General features: G+C 72.0%; 22 protein-coding genes. 14 read left to right on the top strand and 8 right to left on the bottom strand.

What is annotated here, in order from left to right:
- Positions 1–140 precede the first annotated feature (140 nt).
- From arc to prcA, 7 genes are all read left to right on the top strand, one after another.
- Entirely contained in the window at positions 141–1,922 is a 1,782-nt protein-coding gene (arc, locus tag O7612_RS16900; protein WP_067305659.1) for a proteasome ATPase, read from the top strand.
- A gap of 153 nt (positions 1,923–2,075) precedes the next feature.
- Entirely contained in the window at positions 2,076–4,145 is a 2,070-nt protein-coding gene (locus tag O7612_RS16895) for a hypothetical protein (RefSeq protein ID WP_282265396.1), read from the top strand.
- 58 nt (positions 4,146–4,203) lie between these two features.
- Complete coding sequence (dop, locus tag O7612_RS16890) at positions 4,204–5,721, top strand: depupylase/deamidase Dop (protein WP_145920211.1); 1,518 nt, start codon at positions 4,204–4,206, stop codon at positions 5,719–5,721.
- Positions 5,722–5,829: 108 nt separating this feature from the next.
- The gene (locus O7612_RS16885) at positions 5,830–6,042 is read left to right on the top strand and encodes a ubiquitin-like protein Pup (RefSeq protein ID WP_067305652.1); all 213 of its coding nucleotides are present in this window, start codon (positions 5,830–5,832) and stop codon (positions 6,040–6,042) included.
- 21 nt (positions 6,043–6,063) lie between these two features.
- Positions 6,064–6,750, top strand: a complete 687-nt coding sequence (locus O7612_RS16880; RefSeq protein WP_282265390.1) for an endonuclease VII domain-containing protein — start codon at positions 6,064–6,066, stop codon at positions 6,748–6,750.
- On the top strand, positions 6,669–7,508 hold the full coding sequence (prcB, locus tag O7612_RS16875) for a proteasome subunit beta (RefSeq protein WP_282265389.1): 840 nt from the start codon (positions 6,669–6,671) through the stop codon (positions 7,506–7,508). The genes O7612_RS16880 and prcB overlap by 82 nt, the downstream gene beginning before the upstream one ends.
- A 59-nt stretch (positions 7,509–7,567) precedes the next feature.
- Positions 7,568–8,401: a proteasome subunit alpha gene (gene prcA, locus O7612_RS16870; protein ID WP_282265387.1), complete on the top strand. Its 834-nt coding sequence runs from the start codon at positions 7,568–7,570 to the stop codon at positions 8,399–8,401.
- A gap of 55 nt (positions 8,402–8,456) precedes the next feature.
- Here prcA and O7612_RS16865 read toward each other — a convergent pair whose 3' ends face one another.
- The 6 genes from O7612_RS16865 to rfbB are packed head-to-tail and all read right to left on the bottom strand — an operon-like array spanning position 8,457 to position 13,778.
- Positions 8,457–9,485, bottom strand: coding sequence for a glycosyltransferase family 2 protein (locus O7612_RS16865; RefSeq protein WP_282265385.1), 1,029 nt, complete (start codon positions 9,483–9,485; stop codon positions 8,457–8,459).
- Positions 9,482–10,795, bottom strand: a complete 1,314-nt coding sequence (locus O7612_RS16860; RefSeq protein WP_282265383.1) for a polysaccharide biosynthesis protein — start codon at positions 10,793–10,795, stop codon at positions 9,482–9,484. Before O7612_RS16860 ends, O7612_RS16865 begins: the two co-directional genes overlap by 4 nt.
- Complete coding sequence (locus tag O7612_RS16855; RefSeq protein ID WP_204960151.1) at positions 10,795–11,496, bottom strand: glycosyltransferase family 2 protein; 702 nt, start codon at positions 11,494–11,496, stop codon at positions 10,795–10,797. Before O7612_RS16855 ends, O7612_RS16860 begins: the two co-directional genes overlap by 1 nt.
- The gene (locus O7612_RS16850) at positions 11,489–11,896 is read right to left on the bottom strand and encodes a DUF2304 domain-containing protein (RefSeq protein WP_282265381.1); all 408 of its coding nucleotides are present in this window, start codon (positions 11,894–11,896) and stop codon (positions 11,489–11,491) included. The genes O7612_RS16855 and O7612_RS16850 overlap by 8 nt, the downstream gene beginning before the upstream one ends.
- Complete coding sequence (rfbD, locus tag O7612_RS16845) at positions 11,893–12,780, bottom strand: dTDP-4-dehydrorhamnose reductase (protein WP_282265379.1); 888 nt, start codon at positions 12,778–12,780, stop codon at positions 11,893–11,895. The genes O7612_RS16850 and rfbD overlap by 4 nt, the downstream gene beginning before the upstream one ends.
- Positions 12,777–13,778, bottom strand: a complete 1,002-nt coding sequence (rfbB, locus tag O7612_RS16840; RefSeq protein WP_282265377.1) for a dTDP-glucose 4,6-dehydratase — start codon at positions 13,776–13,778, stop codon at positions 12,777–12,779. Before rfbB ends, rfbD begins: the two co-directional genes overlap by 4 nt.
- Positions 13,779–13,866: 88 nt before the next feature.
- Between rfbB and rfbA the strand changes: the two genes are divergently transcribed.
- From rfbA to O7612_RS16820, 4 genes are all read left to right on the top strand, one after another.
- Positions 13,867–14,784: a glucose-1-phosphate thymidylyltransferase RfbA gene (gene rfbA, locus O7612_RS16835; protein WP_282265375.1), complete on the top strand. Its 918-nt coding sequence runs from the start codon at positions 13,867–13,869 to the stop codon at positions 14,782–14,784.
- The gene (gene rfbC / locus O7612_RS16830; RefSeq protein WP_282265374.1) at positions 14,781–15,404 is read left to right on the top strand and encodes a dTDP-4-dehydrorhamnose 3,5-epimerase; all 624 of its coding nucleotides are present in this window, start codon (positions 14,781–14,783) and stop codon (positions 15,402–15,404) included. The genes rfbA and rfbC overlap by 4 nt, the downstream gene beginning before the upstream one ends.
- A 68-nt stretch (positions 15,405–15,472) precedes the next feature.
- On the top strand, positions 15,473–16,831 hold the full coding sequence (gene pafA / locus O7612_RS16825; protein ID WP_282265373.1) for a Pup--protein ligase: 1,359 nt from the start codon (positions 15,473–15,475) through the stop codon (positions 16,829–16,831).
- Between the two features lie 56 nt (positions 16,832–16,887).
- Entirely contained in the window at positions 16,888–17,085 is a 198-nt protein-coding gene (locus O7612_RS16820; protein ID WP_282265372.1) for a hypothetical protein, read from the top strand.
- Positions 17,086–17,145: 60 nt separating this feature from the next.
- Here O7612_RS16820 and O7612_RS16815 read toward each other — a convergent pair whose 3' ends face one another.
- Together O7612_RS16815 and O7612_RS16810 are read right to left on the bottom strand one after the other, a co-directional pair.
- Positions 17,146–18,231: a DUF3866 family protein gene (locus O7612_RS16815; protein ID WP_282265370.1), complete on the bottom strand. Its 1,086-nt coding sequence runs from the start codon at positions 18,229–18,231 to the stop codon at positions 17,146–17,148.
- A gap of 10 nt (positions 18,232–18,241) precedes the next feature.
- Entirely contained in the window at positions 18,242–19,291 is a 1,050-nt protein-coding gene (locus O7612_RS16810) for a cation diffusion facilitator family transporter (protein WP_282265368.1), read from the bottom strand.
- Positions 19,292–19,399: 108 nt separating this feature from the next.
- On the opposite strand from O7612_RS16810, the gene O7612_RS16805 reads away from it, so the two are divergent.
- Genes O7612_RS16805 through O7612_RS16795 form a run of 3 tightly spaced genes read left to right on the top strand, consistent with a single transcriptional unit; the run spans position 19,400 to position 21,655 of the window.
- Positions 19,400–20,398, top strand: a complete 999-nt coding sequence (locus tag O7612_RS16805; RefSeq protein ID WP_282265366.1) for a WYL domain-containing protein — start codon at positions 19,400–19,402, stop codon at positions 20,396–20,398.
- The gene (locus tag O7612_RS16800) at positions 20,395–21,396 is read left to right on the top strand and encodes a YafY family protein (RefSeq protein ID WP_282265364.1); all 1,002 of its coding nucleotides are present in this window, start codon (positions 20,395–20,397) and stop codon (positions 21,394–21,396) included. The genes O7612_RS16805 and O7612_RS16800 overlap by 4 nt, the downstream gene beginning before the upstream one ends.
- Positions 21,397–21,406: 10 nt before the next feature.
- Entirely contained in the window at positions 21,407–21,655 is a 249-nt protein-coding gene (locus O7612_RS16795) for a hypothetical protein (RefSeq protein WP_282265363.1), read from the top strand.
- The last annotated feature ends 196 nt before the right edge of the window (positions 21,656–21,851 follow it).

Below are 21,851 nucleotides of genomic sequence, written 5' to 3'. Positions count from 1 at the left end.
GGTACCCGAACGGCCGGACCTGCCCCCCGGGCGTCCCTTGGCGATCAAGGTTCGGTGACGAGGGCGTTGCGTGGGACCGAATCGGCCTCATAGCGGCTAGTGTTAGGGCAGAACGTTCAAGCCCCCCGGGGAGGTGGGACGTGGCACGCAGTGACGACGCGGACTCGCGCGCCGCACGGTGGGAGAAGGAGGCCCACGATCTCTCCACGCAGGTCGCGTTCCTTCAGGAGGAACTCGCTCTGGTGCGGCGCAAGTTGACCGAAAGCCCCCGACACGTCCGGCAGCTCGAAGAGCGGCTGGCGGCCACCCAGGCACAGTTGGCGCGGCTCACCGAGAACAACGACCGGCTCGTGAGCACCCTCAAGGAGGCTCGCGCGCAGATCGTGACGCTCAAGGAGGAGATCGACCGGCTGGCACAGCCGCCGTCCGGCTACGGCGTCTTCCTCGCGCGGCACGACGACGGCACGGTGGACATCTTCACCGGCGGACGCAAGCTCCGGGTCGCCGTCTCACCCTCGCTGGACGCCGAGGAGTTGCGGCGTGGCCAGGAGGTCCTGCTCAACGACGCGCTCAACATCGTCGACGCGTTCGGCTACGAGCGGGTCGGCGAGGTGGTGATGCTCAAGGAGATCCTCGCTGGTCCCGAGGGCAGCCCGGGTGACCGGGCGCTGGTGGTCTCGCACTCCGACGAGGAGCGCATCGTCCACCTGGCCGACACCCTGATCGGCTCGGCGATCAGGGCCGGCGACTCGCTCATGATCGAGCCCCGCTCGGCGTACGCCTACGAGCGGATCCCGAAGAGCGAGGTCGAGGAACTGGTGCTGGAGGAGGTGCCCGACGTCGACTACACCGACATCGGCGGCCTCCAGTCGCAGATCGAACAGATCCGTGACGCGGTGGAGCTGCCCTTCCTGCACGCCGACCTGTTCCGCGAGCACCAGCTCCGGCCGCCGAAGGGCATCCTGCTCTACGGCCCACCGGGCTGTGGCAAGACGCTGATCGCCAAGGCGGTGGCCAACTCGTTGGCCAAGAAGATCGCCGAGCGGCTGGGCAAGGACCGGCACACCAGCTTCTTCCTCAACATCAAGGGTCCGGAACTGCTCAACAAGTACGTCGGCGAGACCGAGCGGCACATCCGGCTGATCTTCCAGCGGGCCCGGGAGAAGGCCGGGGAGGGCACCCCGGTCATCGTGTTCTTCGACGAGATGGACTCGATCTTCCGGACCCGTGGCTCCGGTGTCTCCTCCGACGTGGAGAACACCATCGTCCCGCAGCTGCTCAGCGAGATCGACGGCGTCGAGGGGCTGGAGAACGTCATCGTGATCGGCGCCTCCAACCGGGAGGACATGATCGATCCGGCCATCCTGCGCCCCGGCCGGCTCGACGTGAAGATCAAGATCGAGCGTCCGGACGCCGAGGCGGCCAAGGACATCTTCTCCAAGTACATCCTCGCCGGGCTGCCGTTGCACGCCGACGACCTGGCCGAGCACGGCGGCGAGCCCCAGGCCACCGTCGCGGCCATGATCGACGCGGTGGTCCTGCGGATGTACTCGGAGACCGAGGAGAACCGCTTCCTCGAGGTGACCTACGCCAACGGCGACAAGGAAGTCCTCTACTTCAAGGACTTCAACTCCGGCGCGATGATCCAGAACATCGTCGACCGGGGCAAGAAGATGGCGATCAAGGAGTTCCTCACCTCCGGGCGCAAGGGGCTGCGGTTGCAGCACCTGCTCGACGCCTGCGTCGACGAGTTCCGCGAGAACGAGGACCTGCCCAACACCACCAACCCGGACGACTGGGCCCGGATCTCCGGCAAGAAGGGCGAGCGGATCGTCTACATCCGCACGCTCGTCTCCGGCGGCAAGGGCACCGAGGCCGGGCGTTCCATCGAAACCGCCAGCAACACCGGTCAGTACCTCTGACCGGTCGGCCCACCGGGTCCGCGACGCCACGCGTCGCGGACCCGGTGGTCTGTGTCACCCACTGTTAACCGGGCCGCCCCCGCTTCCGGTGGGTGCTCCGCCGGACGCGTCGGTAGACTTCCCGCCACCGCGTAGTCGACTCCGAGGAACCGCGTGCCGCCCGAGCTCTCCGTCGTTGATCCGCCGCTGTCCCCGGCGGTGGACCAGGTACCCCCCACCGTCCCGAGGCGCTCGCCGGCCCGTCGCTGGCGGTGGATTCCGCTTCTGCTCGTCGCGCTGGTCGCCGCGTGGGCCGTGCCCCTCGCCGGGCATGCCCTGCACCGGGAATGGCTGCTCCCCCCGGTCGTCCTGATCGCCACGGCGAGCCTGCTGCGCGGTGGTCGTACCCTGCTCGACCGGCTGATGCTCGCCCTCGGGCTGCTGCTCGGCCTGGCGGCCGTCGGCGGCCTGCTCTTCCCGGTCTGGCCCTGGGGGATGCGACCGGTGCCGGTCACCGGGATCGCCCTCACCGTGCTGGTCCTGGCCGCCGCCGCGCTGCGACGTACGCCCCGGCTGCCCCGCCCCGGCTGGGCCGACCTGTTCCCGCTGGCCGGCGCCGCCGCCATGGTGGTCTACCTGCGGCAGCCCTGGCAGCGCGCCGGTGACCTCGCCGACCGGCTCACCGTCCTCGGCATGGGTGAGGACAACTGGCGGCACCTCGCGCTGTTCGACGTGATGGGCCGCCTGGACGGCTACACCTTCGTCGACCCGGCCGCCGCCCGGGAGCAGATCACCGCCCAACTCGTCTACTACCCGCAGGGCTGGCACCTGATCACCGCCCTGCTCGACGGCTTCCTGAGCCCCACCGCGCCGCGCGCCGACGACCTCGTCGCCCACTACTTCGGCTGGACCATCGCCGGCTTCGGGCTGCTCACCCTCACCCTGATCTGGGCCGCCCAGCGGCTGTCCGGCCCCATCCACCTGCTGCACCGCACGGTGCTCACCGTGGTCGTCGGCGCGGTGGTGCTGGGCACCCAGCTACCCCGGCTGCTCAACGCCGGCTACCCCACCGAGGTGCTCGGGCTGACGCTGACCGTGCTGGTCGCCACCCTGGTCGCCCGGCCGGTCCCGGGCACCCGGGAGCAGGTCGTGCTGCTGTGCGCCCTGCTCGCCGCCGTCGGGTTCACCTACTACCTGTTCCTGCCGGCCGCCGCCGTGCTGGTGCTGTGCTGGGTGCTCACCCACTGGCGGGAGGCGCTGCGCCGGTGGTTCACCGTGCTCACCGTCGGCCTGGCCGGTGCCGCCCTCGCCCTGATCGCCCCGCTGCTCGGCGTGCTGCGGGCCGGGCAGACCGAAGCGTTGGTCATCGGCTCGTCGCAGGCCGTCGAGGGATGGCGGGCGCTGATCTGGCTCGGCGGCATCGTCGGGGTGGCCCTGCTCGTCCAGGTCGCCCGCGCCGATCCGGCGTGGCGGCGCTGGCTGCTGGTCTGCGTCGTCGGCGCGGCCCTCCCGCTGACCATCGCCCAGCTCAACGTCAACGACGGGGTGCAGCCCGGCTACTACTTCGTCAAGGCCACCCACCTGGCCACCGCGCTGCTCGTCGTCGGCACCGCCGCGGTGGTCCGGCTGCTGCCGGTGCCCCGGCCGGCGCTGACCTGGCGGGGGGCCGGCAGCACCGTGGCGGGGGTGCTCGCTGCCGCGCTCACCATGACGGTCGCGGTGGCGCTCTGCGGGGTCACCGGCTGGCACCGCAGTCTGCTGCTGGTCGACGAGAAGACCTGGGCACAGCAGTGGGTCCACCAGGATCTCACCCTGCCGTCCAGAGTGGCCTGGGTGTGTGCCGACGCCCAGCAGCGCTATCCCGAGGTGCCCGGCACCACCACCCTGGTCATCGACCGGGGGCCGATGCGGTCGTACCTCATCTCGCTGTGCTTGTCGGCGCTGCACGGCACCACGGCGGCCACCGACCCGGGCATCTACAGCCTGCCGTTCCTCGAACCCGACCGCACCGACCTCATCGTCCGGCGGGTGGCCGGCCCGATCCGGTTCATCACCTCCGATCCCAAGGGGGAGCGCCGGGTGCACCGGATGCTGCGCGACGAACCGGCGCTGCGGCACCGGCTCAGCTGGGTGCCGCTGACCGTCCCGGACTGCGACGTGGCCCCCTCGGACGAGCCGCCCCCGCCGACGCTGGAGACCGCGACACCCGACCCGGGCGAGGCGGCGTGCCCCCTTCCCCGGTGAGGCGGACTACGCTCGACGTGACGGCGGACCGGGTGAGGCGAGCGGAGCGGGTAGGTCGATGAGCGTCAGAAGGATCATGGGCACCGAGGTCGAGTACGGGATCTCCGTGCCCGGCCAGGCCGGAGCCAACCCGATGGTCACCTCGTCCCAGGTGGTCAACGCGTACGGTGCGCGCCCGGAACTCAACCGGGGCGGCCGGGCCCGGTGGGACTACGAGGAGGAGTCGCCGCTGCGCGACGCCCGGGGGTTCACCTACTCCGGGGCCGCCTACGACCCGGCGGAGGCGCTCGCCGACGAGGATCTCGGCCTGGCCAACGTGATACTCACCAACGGTGCCCGGCTCTACGTCGACCACGCCCACCCGGAGTACTCCACCCCCGAGGTGACCAACCCCCTCGACGTGGTGCGGTGGGACAAGGCGGGGGAGCGGGTGATGGCCGAGGCGGCCCGGCGGGCGGCCACCATCCCCGGCACCCAGCCGATCCACCTCTACAAGAACAACACCGACAACAAGGGTGCCAGCTACGGCGCGCACGAGAACTACCTGATGCGCCGGCAGACCCCGTTCGCCGACATCGTGGCGTACCTGACGCCGTTCTTCGTGACCCGGCAGATCGTCTGCGGCGCGGGTCGGGTCGGCATCGGGCAGGACGGCGGGCAGAGCGGCTTCCAGATCTCCCAGCGGGCGGACTTCTTCGAGGTCGAGGTCGGCCTGGAGACCACCCTCAAGCGGCCGATCATCAACACCCGGGACGAGCCGCACGCTGACGCCGACAAGTACCGTCGGCTGCACGTCATCATCGGCGACGCCAACCTGTCGGAGATCTCCACCTACCTCAAGGTGGGCACCACGGCGCTGATCCTCACCATGATCGAGGAGAAGGCGCTCGGTGCCGACCTGGGCATCGCCGACCCGGTCGCCGAGTTGCGGGCGGTCAGCCACGACCCGTCGCTGACGCACCGGATGCGGCTGCGCGACGGCCGCCGGTTGACCGCTCTGGACCTCCAGTGGGCCTACTACGAGCGGGTGCGTTCCTTCGTGGACGAGCGGTACGGCGCGGACGCCGACGCGCAGACCCGGGACGTGCTGGACCGCTGGGAGCGGGTGCTGGACCGGCTGGGCCGTGACGTGTTCCTCTGCGCCGACGAACTGGACTGGGTGGCCAAGCTGCGGTTGCTGGAGGGCTACCGGGAGCGGGAGAAGCTGGGCTGGGGCTCGCACAAGCTGCAACTCGTCGACCTGCAGTACTCCGACGTCCGGCCGGAGAAGGGCCTCTACCACCGGCTGGTGACCCGGGGCTCGATGAAGACGCTGCTGGACGACGAGCAGACCCGCCGGGCGATGACCGAGCCCCCGGAGGACACCCGGGCCTACTTCCGGGGCCGCTGCCTGGCGCAGTACGCGTCCGAGGTGGTGGCGGCGAGCTGGGACTCGGTGATCTTCGATGTGGGTCGGGAGTCGCTGGTCCGGGTGCCGATGATGGAGCCGGAGCGGGGCACCCGTAAGCACGTCGGCGCGTTGTTCGACCGGTGCGACACCGCCAAGGACCTGCTGGAGACGTTGACGGGCGGCTGAGCCGGCCGGTGCGACGGCCCGTCGTGCGTCGGATGCCGGCGTGCGGCGGGCTTTTCGTCGCCTGCGCGAGGTAAGTTCATCGCAGGCGATCGTGGAGGAGGCACCGAGATGGCTTCACAAGAGGGCGGCCAGTCGCAGGCGGGCAAGTCGCACCAGGCCGAGGAGATCGAGGACGTCACCACCGAGGCCAACCCCGAGGTGGCGGAACGGCACGCCGAGATCACCGAGGACGTCGACGACCTGCTCGACGAGATCGACTCGGTCCTGGAGGAGAACGCCGAGGAATTTGTGCGAGGTTACGTACAAAAAGGAGGTCAGTGAACAAACTGGGTCGAAACGGATATGCCGCTCCCCCTGGATGATCAGAACAGCCGTCGTCGTTGCCGCGACTGCGGGGAATGGAAGCCGCTCGTCGAGTTCTCTGCGAACAGCAAGCGTCCCAGCGGTCGTGGCAGCTACTGCAAACCGTGCTTCAACACCCGTTCGAAGGCCAGTTACGCCAAACGGGTCAGGGAGCAGCACGGCCGGGAGGTGAAGGCCACCCGGGAAGTTCCGGAAGGTCATCGCTTCTGCGCCGACTGTGGAACCGTCAAGCCTGTGGTCGACTTCCCCCGTAACCGGGCCGACAGCACGGGCTATGCCACGTACTGCAAGCCATGCCACAACAGCCGGACAAGGGAAGTCAGGCAGCGGCTCTACGGCGGCAGTCGCGAGTACCACCTGCGCCGCCGCTACGGGATCGGCGAGAAGGAGTTCCAGGAGCTTCTCGCCGAGCAGGGCGGCGTCTGTGCCGTCTGCGGCGCGGAAGATCCTCAACATGTGGACCACGATCACCGCACCGGATGGGTGCGCGGGATACTCTGCTTCAACTGCAACGGTGGTCTTGGCCAGTTCCGTGACAGTCCCACGAGGCTGGCCAGGGCGATCACGTACCTGAGAGGAACCACGTGGCAGCGGGCTTTGATCCATCCGGGCGTCTACCAGATGTGTTCACCAACGCGGGGACGTCCTCCTTCACGACCTTCCTGAGTCGGGTGGCCCCCGAGATGCTGCCCGGCCGACGGCCGCTGCCGCCGGGCATGGCCGCCGACCTGGCGCCGCACGCCACCACCATCGTGGCCATCTCGGCCGTCGGCGGGGTGGTGCTGGCCGGCGACCGCCGGGCCACCATGGGCAACCTGATCGCGCAGCGGGACATCGAGAAGGTGCACCCCGCCGACGCGTACTCGCTGGTCGGCATCGCCGGCACGGCGGGCATCGGCATCGAGCTGATGCGGCTGTTCCAGGTGGAGCTGGAGCACTACGAGAAGATCGAGGGCGCGATGCTCTCCCTGGACGGCAAGGCCAACCGGCTCGCCTCCATGATCCGGGGCAACCTCGGCGCGGCGATGCAGGGGCTCGCGGTCGTGCCGCTCTTCGCCGGCTTCGACCTGGCCGCCCGGGATCCGGCCCGCGCCGGGCGGATCTTCAGCTTCGACGTCACCGGTGGCCCCTACGAGGAGACCGGCTACGACGCGATCGGCTCCGGTTCGCTGTTCGCCAAGTCGGCGTTGAAGAAGCGGTACCGGGCGGGCGTGTCCATCGACGACGCGACCCGGCTCGCGGTCGAGGCGCTCTACGACGCCGCCGACGACGACACGGCCACCGGTGGACCGGACCTGACCCGGCGGATCTACCCGGTGGTGATGACGGCGACCGCCGAGGGCACCCGCCGGCTCACCGAGGCCGAGACGGCCACCATCGCCGAGGGCGTCGTCGCCGGACGGATGGAGAACCCGGGCGGCTGACCCTGCCCACCCCGACCAGCCTCAGTCGTCAGCACAGTGCCAGAAGGAGAACCGCCGCCGTGGCCATGCAGTTCTACGCCTCGCCCGAGCAGATCATGCGCGACCGTTCCGAGCTGGCCCGCAAGGGCATCGCCCGGGGGCGCAGCGCGGTGGTCCTGAGTTACACCGGTGGGGTGCTCTTCGTCGCGGAGAACCTCTCCAGCGCCCTGCACAAGGTCAGTGAGATCTACGACCGGATCGGGTTCGCCGCCGTCGGCCGGTACAACGAGTTCGAGAACCTGCGCCGCGCCGGGGTTCGGATGGCCGACCTGAACGGCCTGAGCTACGACCGGCGTGACGTGACCGGCCGGGCGTTGGCCAACGCGTTCGCGCAGACCCTCGGTGCGATCTTCACCGAGCAGTCCAAGCCGTTCGAGGTGGAGATCTGCGTGGCGCAGGTCGGTGCCACGGCCGACGAGGACGAGCTGTACCGGCTCACCTACGACGGGTCGGTCAACGACGAGCCGGGCCGGATGGCGATGGGCGGCCAGGCCGAGGCGATCACCGGAGTGCTCAAGGCCGAGCACCGGGCCGACCTGTCGCTCAGCGAGGCGGTCACGGTGGCCCGCAAGGCGTTGAGCAGCGTCGGCGGTGAGGGCGGCGCGGCCCGGACGATCTCGCCCGACCAGCTGGAGGTGGCGGTCCTGGACCGCAACCGGGTGGGGCGTACCTTCCGGCGGATCACCGGGGCGGCGCTGACCGCTTTGCTGGAGGGCGACGCGGCGGGTGACGTCGCTCCGGCCGGCGGCCGGGCCGAGACCCCGACGGTACCGACCGAGGAGGCGCACAAGCCCACCACCTCGGCCGGCTCGGCCGACCTGGAGGGCCAGCCCCAGGAGAAGCCGGAAGCCTGACGTACGCGCACCGGGGCCGGGGTGGTGAACCCCGGCCCCGGTGGCGTTCCTGCGGTCAGGCCCTGCGCAGCAGCGGCTTCGCCAGCGCCCAGTAGCCGGCGGCGATGACGTTGAAGACGCCCATCCCGGGCGGCGACTCGACGTTGGACGGGTCGACCTTCGCGGTCATCAGCTCGGCGATGATCCCGTCGGGGACCATCCGTTCCTGCTGGAGGCGTCGGCGTCGGTCCCGCACCCAGGCCCGGTTGGTCCACAGCCAGCCCCAGCCCCGGATCTTCTCCCGCCCCCAGCCGCCGAGCAGCGCGGCCACCAGCAGGGCCGCCTCGGTGAGCAGCAGCATCGGGGCCAGCACCACCAGGGTCCGCGTCTCGTACGCGGTGAGCAGCGAGATCAGCCGGTTGCGTTCCAGCAGGTAGTGCTTGAGCTTGTTGCGGGAGAACTCGTAGTGGTGCACCACCACGGCGTCCGGGACGTACTCCTGGCGCAGCCCGCGCTGCCACAGCCGCAGGCTGATCTCGGTGTCCTCGTGGTAGGCGAAGTACTCGGCGGCGAAGCCGTCCAGTTCCCGCCACAGCGCCCGGTTGATGACGAAGCAGCAGCCGCTGATCGACGGCACGGTGGTCCGGCGGGCGTGCGCGCTCGCCGGCTCGCCGTTGCCGCCCGCCCAGGAGAGCCCGATGTAGTGCAGCGGATTGCCCGAGGTGTTGATCAGGTCGGGGTTCTCGGCGAGCCGGATCGAGGCCATCGCCGCGCCGACGCCGGGCTCGCCGGCCACCGCCACGGTGCGGGCCAGCGCGTCGGGGGTGACGACGGCGTCGGAGTTGACGAAGGCCAGCCACTCGCCGGTGGCCTCGGCGGCACCGACCCGGCAGCCCCCGGAGTAGCCGGTGTTCTCCTCCGGCCGGACCACCCGTACCCCGGCGAAGCCCTTGACCACGTCGATGCCGTCACCGGTACAACCGTTGTCGACCACGATCAACTCGATCTCGACGCCGGTGCTGTCCAGCACGGCGCGGGCCGCGTCGACCAGGTAGGGCTCGGCGCCGTAGGCGAGCATCACCGCGGACACCTGGGGGCGGGTCATCGGATGCCTCCGGAAACTCCAGGGGCCACCACGTCGTCGAGCGGCCGGATGGGGGTGGGGGTGGCCGGGCGGGTGCCCCGGCGCAGCAGCAGGACGGCCATGGTGGCGGCCACCACCACGGAACCCACCGCATAGGCCAGCTCGACGCGGAGCGCGACCGGGGCCGGGACGACCGTGACGGCGAGCAGGGCGGCCACTCCGACCGTCCAGGACACCGCCTGGGCGCGGTGCCGGTCCAGGGCGAGCAGGGCCTGGCCGAGCACCATCGCCCACAGGTAGGCCAGGGTGCCCACGGCCAGCCAGGCGAAGTCGCCGTGGCCGAGCACGCCGGGGGCGTCGAAGAGCCGGTGGACCAGCCAGGGGCCGAGCGCCACCGCGCCGAGGGCGCCGGCGACGCCGAGGGCGGTGACCACGCCGAGCGCCCGGCGCAGCAGGCCGTGGAAGCCGGCGACGTCGCCGGTGGTGGCGGTGGTGGCCAGGCCGGGCAGCAGCGACGCCTGCATCGAGCCGAAGACGAACAGCGGGATGCGGACCAGCACCAGGGCGGAGAGCAGCGCCCCGGCGGTGGCCACGTCGGCCGGGTCGATCAGCCGCGCGTTGATCACGCCGACATTGACCACGACCTGGGAGAGCAGGCTGGAGACGGTGAGCAGGCCGAGGCCGCGCAGCAGGGTGCCCCAGGCCACGGGGAGGCCGCCGCCGACGGCCCGCAGCACCGGCGGGAGGGTCACCAGCACCGACAGCAGCGGGGCGACGACCAGCACCGCGCCGTACCAGACCGGGTCGGTGACGCCGCTGACGCCGAGCGCGGCGACCAGCGCGATGCGCAGCCCGCCGTCGACCCCGAGCTGGGTGCCGTACCAGGGGAAGAGTTGCAGGCCGGACAGCACGCCCCGGGTGGTGTACGCGACGGCCATCGCGACCAGCGCGCCGATCAGCACGGCGACCATCGTGTCGTCGCCGGCGAAGAGCCGGTCGGTGAGCGCCCGGCGGCCGGCGAGGGTGGCCATGACCAGCAACGCCAGCACGACAGCGGCGACGACCGCGCCCCGGGCCAGCACCGGGCCGGGCGGCAGTCCCTGGCTGCGGCGGGCGGCGACGACCCGGGCCACCTCCTGCTCGACCGGGATGAACACGCCGATGCCGACGGTGAACACGATCGACCAGAGCACCGACAGCGAGGAGTAGTCGGCGAGGTCGAGGGCGTGCCCGGCCACCGCGAGGTGCACGTAGGAGGCGAGCCCGAGCAGGGCCAGCCCGCCTCCGACGGCGAGGGTGCCGGGCGGGACGAGGTGGAGCAGCCGCCGCATCACCGGCGGATGAGCGCCAGGGTGAGCACCGCGAAGGCCCGACCCAGGTAGATCATCGCCTTGGCGGGGGAGTGGCTGGGGGTGCCCGCCATACGCTTGCGCATGGCCACCGGCACCTGACGGATCCGGTAGCCGCGGCGGGCGGTGTGCACCAGCGTCTCCACCGTGTCGCCCAGGTACTCCGCCGGGTACCAGCCGGCGAACATCTCGATCACCCGCCGGTTGGCGGCCCGGAAGCCGGAGGTGGTGTCGGTCAGCCGGGTCCTGGCGACCCGGGAGAGCACCCCGGACAGCATGACCATCGCCCACCGTCGGGGACCGCGCACGGAGTAGTCGCCCTCGCCGGCGAACCGGGCACCGATGACCAGGTCGTTGTCGTCGAGCAGGTCGACCAGCTTGGGTACGTAGCGCGGGTCGTGCTGGCCGTCGGCGTCGATCTGGATCGCCACGTCGTAGTCGTTGTCCCGGGCGTAGCGGTAGCCCAGCCGCATCGCCCCGCCCACCCCGAGGTTGTACGGGAGCTTGGCCACCCGGGCGCCGGCGGCGGCGGCCACCGCGGCGGTGCGGTCGGTGGAGCCGTCGTCGACCACGAGCACGTCGACGCCGGGCAACTCGCCACGGACCTCGCCGACCACGTCGGCGATCGACCCGGACTCGTTGAGCGCGGGGATGATGATCAGGACGCGCTTGCCGTTAACCATCGTGGGACACCAGTTCGTCTCGGGCGGCGGCGCCGGTCGGGGCGGTTTCGGCGAGGCGGGCGGCGCGTTCCGCGTCGATCTGCGCGCGGAGCAGGGCGAAGTCCTCGGCCAGGGTGCGGGTCTCTTCCTCCAGCGCGCTCACCTCCCAGCTCAGGTGCACGCAGACCAGCAGCAGGAAGACGATGCCGAGGAAGAGCACGAGGCTGACGCCGGAGACCACGCCGAAGAAGCCGGCCACGTTGTCCAGCAGCCGGGGGAACAGCGACAACGGGATCACGATGACCAGGACGCCGAGCCAGAGCATGCCGTACTTCTCGCGGAGCTGGCGGCGGCGCAGCAGCTCGACGATGGTGGCGAGCAGGATCAGGCCGGTCAGACCGGTGACGAGGGTGAGCTTCATGCGACCTTCCACGGGGCGGGTGCACTGGGGGAGTCGAAGGCGTCGGACAGCGCGTCGCGCCAGTCCGGCAGCGGAGGCAGGCCGGCCTCGGCCCACCGGTCGTGCCCTAGCACACTGTACGCCGGCCGCGCGGCCGGTCGCGGAAACCGGTCGCTGGTGGTGGGGCGGATCCGGTCCGGGTCGAGTCCGGCGTGCGCGAAGGCGGCGCGGGCCAGGCCGTACCAGGTGGTCCGACCGGTGCAGGTGCCGTGGTACACCCCGGCCGGGGCCCGGCCGGCCAGCGCCGCGTCGGCGAGCGCCACCAGCTGACCGGCCAGCGCGTACGACCAGGTGGGCTGGCCCTGCTGGTCGTCGACCACGTCGAGGTGTTCACGGGTGGCGGCCAGCCCGATCATGGTGGTCACGAAGTTGCGGCCGTGTGCCCCGTAGAGCCAGGCGGTCCGCACCAGGTAGCCGGTTTCGGGGAGGAACCGGACCACGGCCCGTTCCCCGGCGAGCTTGCTGCGGCCGTACGCGTTGATCGGGTCGGTGGGGGCGTCCTCGGCGTACGGGGTGTCCGCGTCGCCGGCGAAGACGTAGTCGGTGGAGACGTGCACCAGCCGCGCGCCGTGCTCGGCGCAGGCGCGGGCCAGGTGGGCGACCGCGTCGCCGTTGACGGCGGTGGCCGCCGCCTCGTCCCGTTCGGCGCCGTCGACGTCGGTCCACGCGGCGGCGTTGACCACCACCTGGTGGCCGGTGACGGCGTCCCGGACCGCCCCGGCGTCGGTGACGTCGAGGTCACCGCGGGTGGCGGCGGTCACCTCGAGGTCGTCGCGGGTGGCGAGCACGGCCAGCAGGTCCCGGCCGAGCATGCCGCCCGCGCCGGTGACCAGGATCCGGGTCATGCGCCCGGTGCCGTCTTCAGCGGCTCCCACCAGACCCGGTTGTCCCGGTACCAGGCGACGGTCCGGGCCAGGCCCGTTTCCAGGTCGATGCTGGGGGCGTACCCCAGCTCGGCGTTGATCTTGCTGATGTCCAGCGAGTAGCGGCGGTCGTGGCCCTTGCGGTCGGTCACCGGGACGACCCGGTCCCAACCGGCGTCGCACGCCTCCAGCAGCCGGCCGGTCAGCTCCTTGTTGCTCAGCTCGGTGCCGCCGCCGATGTGGTAGACCTCGCCCGCGCGGCCGGCGTGCGCCACCATCGCGATGCCCCGGCAGTGGTCGTGCACGTGCAGCCAGTCCCGGACGTTGCCGCCGTCGCCGTAGAGCGGCACGGTCCCGCCGTCGAGCAGGTTGGTGACGAACAGCGGGACGACCTTCTCCGGGTACTGGTACGGCCCGTAGTTGTTGGAGCAGCGGGTGACCACCACGTCCATCCCGTGGGTCCGGTGGTAGGCCAGGGCGAGCAGGTCGGAGCCGGCCTTGGCGGCCGAGTACGGCGAGTTCGGCGCGAGCGGCCAGGTCTCGGTCCAGGACCCCTCGTCGATCGAGCCGTACACCTCGTCGGTGGAGACGTGCACGAACCGGCCGGTGCCGTGCCGCAGCGCGGCGTCCAGCAGGGTCTGGGTGCCGAGCACGTTGGTGGTGACGAACGGCGCGGCGCCGGTGATCGAGCGGTCGACGTGCGACTCGGCGGCGAAGTGCACGATCACGTCGTGCCCGGCCACCACCTCGTCGACCGTCGCCGGGTCGCAGATGTCGCCCCGGACGAACCGCAGCCGGGGGTCGTCGCGCACCGGGAGGAGGTTGTCGAGGTTGCCGGAGTAGGTGAGCTTGTCCAGCACGGTCACCACGGCGGGCTCGACGGCGGGCACCCCGGAGGCGTCGCCACCGGGCACACCCAGCAGCATCCGTACGTATTCCGACCCGATGAATCCGGCTCCGCCGGTGACGAGAATCCTCACGGGGACGGAAGTGTACGCGCATCCGGCCGCCCGTCCGGGGACCGCGACCCCGGTGTCCGGTTCGCGTCGGTCCCGGTAGGCTCCCCCGGTGCGTGGAATCCTTCTCGCTGGTGGCACCGGGTCGCGGCTGTGGCCGCTCACCCGTGCGGTGTCCAAGCAGCTGATGCCGATCTTCGACAAGCCGATGGTCTACTACCCGCTGTCGACGCTGGTGATGTCCGGGATCCGGGAGATCCTGGTGATCACCACGCCGGAGGACCAGGACCAGTTCCGGCGGCTGCTCGGCGACGGCAGCCAGTGGGGGCTGCGGCTGGAGTACGTCGTCCAGGCCCGCCCGGAGGGCATCGCGCAGGCCTTCGTCCTCGGCGCGGACTTCATCGGCGACGACGCGGTGGCGCTGGTGCTGGGCGACAACATCTTCCACGGCGCCGGCCTCGGCCGGCAGTTGGCCGACAATGGTGACCTGGTCGGCGGGCGGGTCTTCGCGTACCCGGTGGCCAACCCGCAGGCGTACGGCGTGGTCGACTTCGACGCCCGTGGGCGGGTGCTGTCGATCGAGGAGAAGCCGACCCACCCGAAGTCCCGCTACGCGGTGCCGGGCCTCTACTTCTACGACAACCGCGTGGTCGGGATCGCCGCCGGGCTCACCCCGAGCGCCCGGGGCGAGTTGGAGATCACCGCGGTCAACGAGGCGTACCGGCGGACCGGGGAGCTGTCGGTGTCCGTGCTGGACCGGGGCACCGCCTGGCTGGACACCGGCACCTTCACCTCGATGATGCAGGCCGGCGAGTTCGTCCGGGTGATCGAGGAGCGGCAGGGCATGAAGATCGGCTGCGTCGAGGAGGTCTGCTGGCGGGCCGGCCTGATCGACGACGACCAGCTCCGCGCGTTGGCCGAGCCGCTGCTCAAGAGCGGTTACGGTGACTACCTGCTCGACCTGCTGGCCGACAAGCACGACGAGGCGGTGCTGCGCGCCGCGCAGCCGGGAACGGAGAACCCGCGGTGAAGATTCGTCCGCTGAGCATCGAGGGCACCTGGGAGGTCACGCCGCAGCAGCACGGCGACCCGCGGGGCCTGTTCATGGAGTGGTACCGGTTCGACCACCTCGCCGAGGCGGTGGGGCATCCGTTGCGGCTGGCCCAGGCCAACCTGTCGATCTCCGGACGGGGTGTGGTGCGCGGCATCCACTTCGCCGACGTCCCGCCCGGCCAGGCCAAGTACATCACCTGTGTCCGGGGCGCGGTGCTGGACGTGGTGGTGGACCTGCGGATCGGCTCGCCGACCTTCGGTCGCTGGGAGGGTGTCCGGCTCGACGACACCGACCGGCGGGCGGTCTATCTGGCCGAGGGGCTCGGGCACGGCTTCTGCGCGCTGACCGAGGACGCCACCCTGACCTACTTCTGCTCGACCACCTACAACCCGACCGGGGAGCACGGGGTGCACCCCCTCGACCCCGAGCTGGGCATCGAGTGGCCGGTCGAGCAGCCGCAGTTGTCCGCCCGGGACGCGGCGGCCCCGTCGTTCGCGCAGGCCCGCGCGGCCGGGCTGCTGCCGGACTACGCGTCCTGCCGGTCCTTCGTGGCCGGGTTGGGGCCGACCGGAATGTCGTACTCGGACGGGATCTGACCGGCCGGACCACACCAGGTGTGCTGTGACAGTGACGAACCGACCCTCCGGGCGGCTAGTGTCACACCATGGAGCGGCGAATCTTCGGCCTCGAGACCGAGTACGGCGTCACCTGTACCTACCGCGGGCAGCGCAGGCTGTCCCCTGACGAAGTAGCCCGGTACCTCTTCCGTCGGGTGGTGTCCTGGGGTCGGTCGAGCAACGTGTTCCTGCGTAACGGTGCCCGGCTCTACCTGGACGTCGGGTCGCATCCGGAGTACGCCACACCGGAGTGCGACTCGGTCACCGACCTGGTCGCCCACGACCGGGCCGGGGAGCGGATCCTGGAGGGCCTGCTCGTCGACGCGGAGAAGCGGCTGCACGACGAGGGCATCGCGGGTGAGATCTACCTGTTCAAGAACAACACCGACTCGGCCGGCAACTCGTACGGCTGCCACGAGAACTACCTGGTGTCCCGGCACGGTGAGTTCGGCCGGCTCGCCGACGTGCTCATCCCGTTCCTGGTCACCAGGCAGTTGATCTGCGGGGCGGGCAAGGTGTTGCAGACCCCGCGCGGGGCGGTCTACTGCCTGTCGCAACGGGCCGAGCACATCTGGGAGGGCGTCTCCTCGGCCACCACCCGCAGCCGGCCGATCATCAACACCCGTGACGAGCCGCACGCCGACGCCGAGCGGTACCGCCGGCTGCACGTCATCGTCGGTGACTCCAACATGAACGAGGTCACCACGCTGCTCAAGGTGGGCTCGGCCGACATCGTGCTGCGCATGATCGAGGCCGGGGTGGTGATGCGTGACCTGTCGCTGGAGAATCCGATCCGGGCCATCCGTGAGGTGTCGCACGACATCACCGGCCGGCGCAAGGTGCGGCTCACCTCCGGCAAGGAGGTCAGCGCGCTGGAGATCCAGCAGGAGTACCTGGCCCGCGCCACCGAGTTCGTCGAGCGGCGGGGCGGCGACCAGACCGCCAAGCGGGTGGTCGAGCTGTGGGGCCGGGTGCTGAACGCGGTGGAGAGCGGCAACCTGGACCCGGTGGCCCGGGAGGTCGACTGGGTGAGCAAGCTCCGGCTGATCGAGCGGTACCAGCGCAAGCACGACCTGCCGCTGTCGCACCCCCGGGTCGCCCAGATGGACCTGGCCTACCACGACCTGCGCCGCGGTCGCGGCCTGTACGGGCTGCTCGAACGGCGCGGCCAGGTGGACCGGGTGGCCAACGACCCGGAGATCTTCGAGGCCAAGGAGACCCCGCCGCAGACCACCCGGGCCCGGTTGCGTGGCGAGTTCATCCGGCACGCCCAGGAGAAGCGGCGCGACTTCACCGTCGACTGGGTGCACCTGAAGCTCAACGACCAGGCGCAGCGCACGGTGCTCTGCAAGGACCCGTTCCGGGCGTACGACGAGCGGGTGGAGCGGTTGATCGCCAGCATGTGACCCGGTGGGCCGGCGGCGGCACCGCCCCGCCGGCCCACCGGTACGCTGGCGGGGCGATGAACAATTCCGAACCCGCCGACGGTGAGCGCGGCGACACCGAGCGGCTGACCTGGATCGAGCGCCGTCGGGCGAAGATCCGGGACGAGATCGCCCGCAACCGCCGGGGCGAGTACACGGTGCCGACCTGGGTGCTGGCGGTGGCGCTGGTCGCCATCGTGGGCGGTTGGCTCGCGTTGATCTTCCTGGTCGGGTGAGCCGCGGTCCGCGCCGGGCCGGGTGCCGTGACCGGGCCGTCCCGGCGCGCTGACCCGGGGTCAGCCGGCCAGGGCGGCGGCGTGCCGGCCGGCGGCCGCCGCCGCGAGGAAGTACGCGTGGTCGGCGTCCAGGCCACGACCCATGGTGGACAGCTTCACCGGCAGGGCGCGCAACGCGGCGTCCAGGCCGTCGGTGCCGACCCGGACCAACCGGTGCCGGGTGGCCAGCGGAGCCAGCGCGGTGTCCACCTGCGCCGCCAGCCCGGCCGGTAGGCCGTCCGGCACCACCAGGTCGGCCGGGGCCAGTGCCACCCGGCCGTACGCGGTGAGACTGTGGTGCGACACGCCCCGGTGCCGGGGGCGGGCGTCGGCGTCGGAGACCCGCAGTGACCCGACCGGTCGTCCGCCCAGCGCGGCCACCGCGTTGACCGCCTCGCCGACGGCGACGCCGGAGAAGCCCCACCGGGTGCCGGTGCCCAGGTTGCCGGGGCCCTGCGCGACGATCGCCACGTCGGCGTGGAGCACGTGCCGGGCGGCCAGCAGTCCGGTGTGCAGGGTGGCCGCCTCCAGGTCGCCACCGAACGCCTGCCCGACGCTGACCGTGCCGACCAGCACCTCCCGCAGCCCGTCGAGGGTGCGGGAGAACCAGGCGGGCAACGCGCCGCCGTCGGTGAGCAGATAGGCCACCCGGGCCTGCGGGGCGTCGGCGTGGATGCCGGCGAGGACCGCCGGCAGGGCGGAGTGCAGGTCGGCGGTGACCACCGGCATCCCGTCCAGGGTGTCGACGGCGGCGAGCAGCGCGTGGTGCGGCGACGCCTCCTCGTCGACCCCCAGCATGATCGGCTGGAGCGGGGTGTACCGGGCTTTGACCAGGTGCCCGGCGTCGCGGGTGTCGCCGGCCTGCGGCGGATCGGCGGGCAGCCGGTCGGGCAGGGCGACCACCATGGCGTACCCGCCGGTGCCGAGGCCCATCAGCAGCGCACCGGCGTTGAGCAGCACCCGGTCGCCGGGTTGCGGGTCACCGACCAGCCGGGGGTAGGCCAGGGCGCGCAGGGTGGCCCCGTCGGGCAGGGCGACGTCGATCTCCACCGCGCCGGTCCACCGTCGCCGTACCACCGTGACCGTCCCCGACCGCCATCGCACCATGCCCGGCACGCTATCGCCGGTCGCGCGGGCCGCCGCGTGCGGGGCCGTCGCCGGAACCGCCCCGGGTGATCCGGGCCTCGGTCACCGGGTCGGACTCCTGCTGGGTACGCCGCGCGGGTCGACCGGCGACGCCGGGCAGCGAGCGGGTGGGGTCGAGGAACACGTACCCGATCTCCGGGTACCGCCCGGTGAGCCGCCGTTCGGCCTCGTCGGCGGCGGCCTCGATGTCGGCCCCGGTCGCCTCGTCCCGGAAGTCGACCTTGGCGGCCACCATGATGTCCTGCGGGCCGAGCTGCATGGTCAGCAGCGTGTCGACCCGGTCCACCGTCGGCAGGGCGGCCAGTTCCCGTTCGATCTCCCGGTGCAGCCGTTCGGGCACCGCCCGGCCGACCAGCAGCGAGATGTTGCTCTTGGCGAGGATGCCCGCGACGACGAGCAGCAGCAGGCCGATCAGGATCGAGGCGACACCGTCCCACAGCTCGTCGCCGGTCCACTCGGACAGGCCCAGGCCGACACCGGCGAGGAGCAGGCCGATCAGGGCGGCGCTGTCCTCCAGGAACACCGCCTTGACGGTGGTGTCGGGGGTGACCCGTAGGAACCGGCGGGCGGTGGTGTGCCAGCGGCGGGACTCGCGGCGCACCTGGCGTACCGCGCGGGCCAGCGACACCGACTCGATGACGAAGGAGATCGCCAGGACGACGTACGAGACGAGGTAGTTGCCACTGTGCTCGTGGACCAGGATGGTGGTCACCCCGTGGGTGATCGCGAAGCCGGCCCCGGCGACGAAGGTGAACAGCGCGGCGAGGAACGCCCAGACGTAGCTCTCCTTGCCGTACCCGAAGGGGTGGCGGACGTCGGCGGGCCGGGCGCCCCGGCGCAGCGCCAGGTAGAGCAGCACCTCGGTGGTGGTGTCGGCGACCGAGTGCGCCGCCTCGGAGAGCATCGCCGCCGAGCCGGAGAGCACCCCGGCGACGAGTTTGGCCACCGCGATGGCGAGGTTCGCCGCCCCCGCCACCACGACCGTGCCGACGCTCTCGGTCTTGACCTCGGCTTCCGACATGCGCTCACGGTAGGCCCACCGGGGCGTGCGCGCCGGGTGGGCGGGCGCCCGGCGTGCCACCCCCGTGTGGATGCACGGGTATCCGGTCCGGGCTGCTAGCGTTCACCCGTGTCGCGGAGTCGTACCGAACGCCTGGTCAACCTGGTGATCTGTCTGCTGTCCACCCGGCGGTTCCTGACCGCCGCGCAGATCGCCGCGACCGTGCCCGGCTACGAGCACGATCCGGAGGACGCCCGGGAGCACGAGGCGTTCCAGCGCAAGTTCGAGCGGGACAAGGCGGAGCTGCGCGAGCTGGGCGTGCCCCTGGAGACCGGCACCGCCAGCGTCTTCGACACCGAGCCCGGTTACCGGATCGCCCCCCGCGAGTACGCCCTGCCCGACATCCCGCTCGAACCGGACGAGGCCGCCGCGGTGGGTATCGCGGCCCGGTTGTGGCAGCACGCCGGGCTGGCCGCCGCCGCCTCCTCGGGGCTGGCCAAGCTCCGCGCGGCCGGGGTGGACGTCGACCCCCAGGCCACCCTCGGGCTGGAGCCGATGGTCACCGTCGACCCGTCCTTCGCCCCGCTCACCGCCGCCGCCCGGGACCGCCGCGAGGTCACCTTCGACTACCGGGTGCCGGACCGGGACGCGCCGACCCGCCGTCGGTTGCAGCCGTGGGGCGTGGTCTGCTGGCAGGGCCGGTGGTACGTCGTCGGCCACGACCGGGACCGGGCGGCGACCCGCTGCTTCCGGCTCTCCCGGGTGGTGGGCGCGGTCCGGGTCACCGGTGCGCCGGGGGCCTACGAACCACCCCAGGGGATCGACCTGATCAGTCATGTGGCCCGCTGGTCCGGCCCGGTCGAGCGGACCGGCCGGGCCACCGTGCTGGCCGCCGCCGGCCGGGCCGCCGGCCTGCGCCGGTGGGCGGTGCAGAGCGTGCCCGGCCCGGACGGCGACCGGCTGGTGCTGCCCTACGCCGATCCGGACTCCCTGGCCGGTCAGCTCGTCGGCTACGGCCCGGACGTGCGGGTCCTGGAGCCACCGGAGGTGCGTGACGCGGTGATCCAACGGCTCAAGGAGATCGCCGCCCGGCACGACGAGCTGACCGTGACCGGTGGTGCCCGGTGACCCGCCCCGCCGCCCGGGGCGGCTCCCGCACCTCCGCCGACCGGCTGGCCCGACTGCTCAACCTGGTGCCCTACCTGTTGGCCCGGCCGGGCATCGAGGTGGCCGAGGCCGCCGGCGACCTGGGCGTGACCGAACGGCAGCTCCGCGAGGACCTGGAACTGCTCTGGGTCTGCGGGCTGCCCGGCTACGGCCCGGGTGACCTGATCGACATGGCCTTCGACGGCGACCGGGTGACGATCACCTACGACGCCGGCATCGACCGGCCGTTGCGGCTCACCCCGGACGAGGCGCTGGCCCTGGTGGTGGCGTTGCGGATGCTCGCCGAGACGCCGGGGGTGGCCAACCGGGAGGCCATCGAACGCGCCCTGGCCAAGATCGAGAACGCGGCCGGCGACCTGGTGGGTGCCCCGGTGGAGGTCCGGCTGCCCGGCGAGAGCCCACGGGTGCGGCAGCTGCGGGCCGCGGTGGAGCGCCGTCGGGCGCTGCGGATCACCTATTACACGGTGGCCCGGGACGAGAGCACCGAGCGCACCATCGACCCGCTGCGGATGCTGATGGTCGACGGCCGGGCGTACGTCGAGGCGTGGTGCCGCCGGGCCGAGGCGGTCCGGTTGTTCCGGGTCGACCGGATCGACGCGGTGGTCGAGCTGGACGAGCCGGCCGTGGTGCCGCCGCAGGCCAGACCGCACGACCTGCGGCAGGGGGTGTTCCGCCCGGCGCCGGACCTGCCGCTGATCACCCTGCGGATCGGCCGGGGGGAGCGTTGGATCACCGAGTACTACCCGTGTGAGCGGATCGAGGTCGACGGTGACCGGTGGGTGGTGTCGTTGCGGGTGACCGATCTGGGCTGGGCCCGCCGCTTCGTGCTCGGGCTCGGGCCGGAGGTCACCGTGGTCGCCCCGGCCGAGCTGGCCGTCCAGGTCCGCGACCAGGCCGCCGCCGCGCTGGAGGCGTACGCCACCCCGGTGCTCCCGACGGGCGCGGGGACCGCCCGGTAGGCTGACCGCCGTGGTGAAGTGGATCGTTCTCGCGGTGCTGCTGTTCGCGCTGGTCGTGTTGGCCCTGGCGGTCCGTCCGGTGCTGGTGCGGCTGCCCCGGTTGCGCCGCGCGGCGGTGGCGTTGCAGCGTCGCCAGGCCGACGCGGAGGCGCTGCGCCACAGTGCCGAGGCGTTGCAGGAACGCGCCGAGGCGCTCCAGCGGCAGACCGACACGACCCAGCAGCGCCTGGAACTCATCAGGGCCAAGCGCGGGCAGTGATCGACACCGGTCGGTGGGCGGTGTGTCCGCCGCCCGTCCGGCGTCCGGTTTCCGCAGCTCCGCACCCGTCCAGGTGGTTGACGGGACAGTCAGCGGTGGTCGAGACTTCACCGGCCGGGCCGCATCAGCGGTGGCCCGGCGGGTGGCGGCAGCCCGTCGCGCACGTACGATGGGCGACGACACACCCTTCGACACA

The organism is Micromonospora sp. WMMD987 (assembly GCF_029581435.1).
Taxonomy (GTDB): domain Bacteria; phylum Actinomycetota; class Actinomycetes; order Mycobacteriales; family Micromonosporaceae; genus Micromonospora; species Micromonospora rifamycinica.
The sequence above is the reverse complement of the archived record's forward strand: the minus strand, read 5'-3'. Positions and strand labels throughout refer to the sequence as shown.